Raw genomic sequence first — 5,878 nt, 5'->3', positions numbered from 1 at the left:
CCCCGCCCGCGAGCCGCCCCGCGACGATCCCGCCCCCGGCCACGAGCACCACGAGCGCGGCGGCGGAGGCGAGGAGGACGCGGGGCCGGCGGCGACGGGACGGTGACGCCGGGGGCGTCCCGGTGAGGGTGGCCCCGGGGGGCTCCTCCTCGGCGGCGGGCGCGGGCGTCGGCTCGTGCGGTACGGGCGCGGGCTTCTCGGCTGCGGAAGTCTTCGCCGCCTTCTCCGGCCCGGAGGCTGCGGCGGCCTCGTCCGGTACGGAGGCTGCGGCGGCCTCGTCCGGCGCGGGTTCCGGGGTGCCCTTCTCCGGTGCGGGTTCCGCCTGCGCCGAGGGCGACGGCTCGCCCCGTACCGCCTCCTGTTGTTCCTTCGCCGCTGCGCGGGCCGCGTCCGCGAGGAGCCAGCGGCGGTGCAGGTCCATCAGTTCGGCGCGGTCCGCGCCGCAGAGGCGGGCGAGGCGGTCGGCGGGGGTGAACTCCGCCGGGAGCGCGGTCCCGTTGCAGTAGCGGTGCAAGGTCGACGTGCTCAGGTGCAGGCGCTTGGCGAGCTGACCGTAACTCAGCCCGGACCGCTCCTTGAGCTCCTTCAACCGTGCCGCGAACGCCTCGTTCTCGGCTCCCGAAGCCACCCCGTACCGCCTTCCCTCAGTCCTTCGCACCCCCGCCGCCGTCCCGTCCGGCCGTTCCAGGCATCCTCGTTCCCGCAGGTCAGAGGGGGTGGAATCGTTCCGGCGTCCCGGCCGGGGCCGTGGCGCTGGCGGCCGGGACACGGGCGGGGCCAAGCTCAGGACATCAAAGCACGGCGCCGGTTCCCGACCGGTCGCACCACCGGGCAGAACGCCGGTGGCCGTGCGGCACCCACGTACTGACCGAGAGGCTTCGCCATGCGCACCTTCACCCGCACCCGCTCCCTTCGTACCCTCGCCGCCGCTCTCGTCGCGGCCGGCGCCCTCTCGCTCACCGCCTGCTCGGGCGACGGGAGCGGGGTCGGCGAGGCGAAGGACGCGGGCCCCGCGACCATCGCCTCCCAGGCGCACCAGCAGGAGAAGGCGAAGCCGGAGGGGACGGGCACGGAGCAGTCCGGGAAGGCGGACGGCGGGAGCGCCGACGGGGCGTCCGGCACGGCGGGCTCGTCGGGGTCCTCCGCCGGCGCCGGCTCCGGCTCCGGTACGGGGGCGGCGGGCGGTACGAAGCAGGGCTCGGCCGGTGCCGCGAGCGGCGGCGGGGCGAGCGGCGGCGCGCAGGCCGGGCGGGGCGCCGAGCAGGGCCCCACCGACACCCCCTGCACCACGGCCAACAGCAAGGTCCAGGTCTCCGCCGTCTCCCGCCCCCTCAACCACCTCCTCATCACCCTCACCAACACCTCCGGCGCCACCTGCAACGCCTACTACGCCCCGGCCGTGGGCTTCGACGGCGACCAGGCGGCCACGCAGCGGATCGAGGACTCGAAGCCGCAGGCGGTCGTGACGCTCGCCCCGGGCGAGCACGCCTACGCCTCGGTCGCGCTCGGCGGCGACGGCGACCACGCCCGTACCTCGCGCAAGGTCAGGGTCTCGATGACCGGCAAGGACGACGCGGGCTCGGTCGGCGGCACCGCCACGCTGAACGCGCCGGGCGGCAAGACGTACCTGGACGACAACGCCTCGGTCACCTACTGGCAGCGCGAGATGAGCGACGCGCTGACCTGGTGACCAGGCGGGCCTGGTGACCATGCGGGCCCGGTGACCACGCGGGCCCGGTGAGCGGACGGGCCCGATGTACGCCCCGGTCCGGCGGACGCGCGGCGGCCCGTACCCCACCCGAGGGGGTACGGGCCGCCAGACGTGCGGGCTCAGCCGCGTCGGCTCAGCGCCAGCGGCTCACCTGCACGTTCTCCAGGACCCCGAGCGCGTCCGGGACGAGGACGGCCGCCGAGTAGTAGGCGGTGACGAGGTAGGAGATGATCGCCTGCTCGTCGATGCCCATGAAGCGGCAGGACAGGCTCGCCTCCAGCTCGTCGGGGATGCCCGGCTGGTGCAGGCCGATGACGCCCTGCTCCTCCTCGCCGGTACGCATGCAGATGATCGAGGTCGTGCGGTCGTCGCGGACCGGGATCTTGTTGCACGGGTAGATCGGGACGCCGCGCCAGGTCGGGACGCGGTGGCCGCCGACGTCGATCGACTCGGGGACGAGGCCGCGCCTGTTGCACTCGCGGCCGAAGGCGGCGATGGCGCGCGGGTGCGCGAGGAAGAGCTTCGACCCCCGGCGGCGGGAGAGGAGTTCGTCCATGTCGTCCGGGCTCGGCACCTCATCGTGCGGCTGGAGGCGCTGGTCGTAGGCGGCGTTGGCGAGGAGTCCGAAGTCGCGGTTGTTGACGAGTTCGTGCTCCTGGCGCTCGCGCAGCGCCTCCACCGTGAGCCGGAGCTGGTGCTCGGTCTGGTTCATCGGCTGGTTGTAGAGGTCCGCGACGCGCGTGTGGACCTTCAGCACCGTCTGTGCGACGGACAGTTCGTACTCGCGCGGGCTCGCCTCGTAGTCGACGAACGTGTGCGGGATGACCGGTTCGCCGCTGTGCCCGGCGGCGAGGTCGATCGCGGCCTCGCCGTACTTGTTGGTGCGCTGCTCGGGCACGAGGGCCGCGCGGCGCAGGTGGTCGGCGAGCGAGGGGGCGCGCTCGGCGAGGTTGAGCACGTCGGCGCGGCTGAGGACGAGGACCATGCAGTCCGTCTCGGCGCGGGCCGTGCTCTCCCAGACGGCGTCGCCGGACAGGAGGGCCTGTTCGCCGAAGTAGGAGCCGTCGCCGAGGAGGCCGAGGCTCGTCTCGTCGCCGTACGAGCCGGTGCCGAGGCGGGCGATGCGGCCGTGGGCGAGGAGGTGGACCGCGTCGGCGGACTCCCCGGCGGTCGTGATGACCGTACCGGCGGGGTAGACGCGCTGCTCGCAGCGGCCGGCGAGTTCGCGGAGCGCGTCGGTGTCGTCGAAGTCGCGCAGCGGCGGCAGTTCGCGCAGCTCGTCGGGGATGACGCTCACCTGCGAGCCGGTCTGGACGAAGGTGACGCGGCCGTCGCCCACGGAGTAGGACAGGCGGCGGTTGACCCGGTAGGTGCCGCCCTGCACAGAGACCCACGGCAGCGCCTTGAGCAGCCAGCGGGAGGTGATCTCCTGCATCTGCGGCGCGGACTTCGTGGTGGTGGCGAGATTGCGCGCCGCCGCTGCCCCAAGCGCCTGCTGGGGCGTTTCCTGTGCTTCGTTTTCAGCGCGGACGGACAAATGAATACCTCCGTGTCGATGAAATGCCGAGCCATTTTTACAGCCGATCGCATTTCCCCGCACCCATCTGCGGAGTGAATCGCCGTACGTCCGTACGAGTGAGGCGTGCGGGCGGTTACGTGGACGGTCTCAGGACCGCCACCTCGCGGGCTCACGGGCGCCGAGCTGCATGAACGCCCGGCCGCGTCAAGCCGTTTCGCGGGTGATCACCCGTGCGGGGGCAGCGTACGAAAGCCGCCACCAATCCCGTACGAAATGTGTTCCTGCCCACGTTTTCCGCGCCTCATTCGGTACCGCTTTGCGGAAAAGCCGAATGTATTGCGGGCCCTCGCGCCGGTCGCCGATACTCCATGGGTCCGTATTCCCGACGCGTATTGGCGTTGATCCATGGCCCAGCCCTTCACGCTCCCCGATTTCTACGTCCCGTACCCGGCCCGGCTGAACCCGCACCTCGAAGCCGCCCGCGTCCACGCGCGCGCGTGGGCCAGGTCGATGGGCATGCTGGAGGGCTCGGGGGTGTGGGAGCAGCGCGATCTCGACGCGCACGACTACGCGCTGCTCTGCGCCTACACGCACCCGGACTGCGACGAGGAGGCGCTGAATCTCGTCACGGACTGGTACGTGTGGGTCTTCTTCTTCGACGACCACTTCCTGGAGCTGTTCAAGCGCGGCCAGGACCGCGAGGGCGGCAAGGCGTACCTGGACCGGCTGCCCGCGTTCATGCCGGCGGACCTCGCGGACGGTTTCCCCGAACCGGAGAACCCGGTCGAGGCGGGGCTCGCGGACCTGTGGCGGCGCACGGTCCCGGCGATGTCGGCGGACTGGCGCGCGCGCTTCTCCACCTCGACGCGCAACCTTCTCAACGAGTCGCTGTGGGAGCTGTCCAACATCAACGCGGGCCGGATCTCCAACCCGGTCGAGTACATCGAGATGCGCCGCAAGGTCGGCGGGGCGCCGTGGTCGGCGGGGCTCGTCGAGTACGCGGCCGGGGCCGAACTCCCCGCCCGGGTCGCCGGAACGCGCCCGCTGCGCGTCCTCACGGACGCGTTCTCAGATGCCGTGCATCTGCGCAACGACCTCTTCTCGTACCAGCGCGAGGTCGAGGACGAGGGCGAACTCAGCAACGGCGTACTGGTGTTGGAGCACTTCCTGGGGTGCACGACACCGGAGGCCGCCGAGGCGGTCAACGACCTGCTCACCTCGCGGCTCCAGCAGTTCGAGAACACCGCGCTCGTCGAACTGCCCGCACTGAGCGCCGAGTACGGGCTCGACCCGGACGAGAACACGGCACTCGCCCTGTACGTCAAGGGACTTCAGGACTGGCAGTCGGGCGGCCACGAGTGGCACCTGCGCTCCAGCCGCTACATGAACGAGGGTGCGGTCTCGGGCGTCGCCGCGGGTCTCGCCGGGGTGCTCGGCACGAGCGCGGTGCATCTCGCGGCGGCACTCGGCAAGCCGGCCCGCGCCCGCCTGCGCTCCCACACCCGTCGCCCGCACACCCACGAAGGCCCGTCCCTGCTTCCGGACTTCACGCTGAACTACCCGCTGGGCCTGAGCCCGCACCACGAGCGGGCGCGCGCGGCGTCCGCGGACTGGGCCGAGCGGATGGGGCTGCTCCACGACATCTGGGACCGCGAGAAGCTGCAAGGCTACGACTTCGCGCTCTGCTCGGCCGGCCTCGATCCGGACGCGAGCCCGGAGGAACTGGAACTCAGCGCGGAGTGGCTGACGTGGGGCACGTACGGGGACGACTACTACCCGCTCGTCTTCGGCCGCCCGCGCGACCTCGCGGCGGCCCGCCTGCTCCACGCACGGCTGCTCGCCTGCATGCCGTTGGACGATCCGGCGCTCGCGGAGGGCTTCGCCGAGGCGCCGATCGAGCGCGCGCTTGCCGACCTGTGGACGCGGACGGCGGAACCGATGGACCCCGTCACGCGCGCCGCGTTCCGCGACGGCGTGGAGCACATGCTGGAGAGCTGGCTGTGGGAGCTGGGCAACCAGGCGCAGCACCGCGTGCCCGACCCGGTCGACTACCTGGAGATGCGCCGCCACACCTTCGGCTCCGAACTCACCATGAGCCTCAGCCGGATGCGGCACGGCGCCGCGCTGCCGGCCGGGGTGCTGGACAGCGGCACGGTGCGCGCGCTGGAGAACGCGGTGGCGGACTACGGCTGCCTGATCAACGACGTGTTCTCGTACCAGAAGGAGGTGCAGTACGAGGGTGAGCTGCACAACCTTGTGCTGGTCGTGGAGAACTTCTTCGACTGCGACTACCCGACGGCGTTCCGCATGGTGGAGCACCTGATGGCGGCGCGGCTCGACCAGTTCGAGCACGCGGTGTCACACGAACTGCCGGTGCTGTACGAGGACTTCGCTCTCACGAGCGGGCAGATCGCGACGATGGAGACGTACCTCGGCGAACTGCGCGACTGGCTCGCGGGAATCCTCAACTGGCACCGGGGGGTCCGCCGTTACGACGCGGCGTTCCTGCCGGGATGCCTGCCGTACGGGGCGGCGCCGGAGACGGCGGTACGGGGCGGGGACGGTGCGGCGGCGGGGGCGAGCGGGCCTGCGGGGGCGAGCGGACCGGCGGCGGCGAGCGGCCTTGCGAGGGCGAGCGGGCCTGCGGG

The 5,878-nt window shown here is 72.2% G+C and carries 4 protein-coding genes; 2 read left to right on the top strand and 2 right to left on the bottom strand.

Annotated features, from left to right (window positions below):
• Positions 1-628 (bottom strand): helix-turn-helix transcriptional regulator (locus G3I42_RS12500; RefSeq protein WP_164285380.1); only part of this gene is annotated, 628 nt, incomplete at its 3' end.
• Positions 629-883: 255 nt separating this feature from the next.
• Between G3I42_RS12500 and G3I42_RS12495 the strand changes: the two genes are divergently transcribed.
• A complete protein-coding gene (locus G3I42_RS12495; protein ID WP_164285379.1) occupies positions 884-1,690 on the top strand; it encodes a DUF4232 domain-containing protein in 807 nt (268 codons plus the stop codon).
• Positions 1,691-1,844: 154 nt separating this feature from the next.
• Here the strand turns inward: G3I42_RS12495 and G3I42_RS12490 are convergent, their stop codons facing one another.
• Complete coding sequence (locus G3I42_RS12490) at positions 1,845-3,248, bottom strand: family 2B encapsulin nanocompartment shell protein (protein ID WP_164285377.1); 1,404 nt, start codon at positions 3,246-3,248, stop codon at positions 1,845-1,847.
• A 387-nt stretch (positions 3,249-3,635) separates the two neighbouring features.
• Between G3I42_RS12490 and G3I42_RS12485 the strand changes: the two genes are divergently transcribed.
• On the top strand, positions 3,636-5,878 hold a 2,243-nt coding region (locus G3I42_RS12485; RefSeq protein WP_164285375.1), incomplete at its 3' end, for a terpene synthase family protein.

It is taken from the genome of Streptomyces sp. SID11385 (assembly GCF_010548245.1).
Classification (GTDB): domain Bacteria; phylum Actinomycetota; class Actinomycetes; order Streptomycetales; family Streptomycetaceae; genus Streptomyces.
This window is presented reverse-complemented; position numbering and strand designations above follow the sequence as displayed.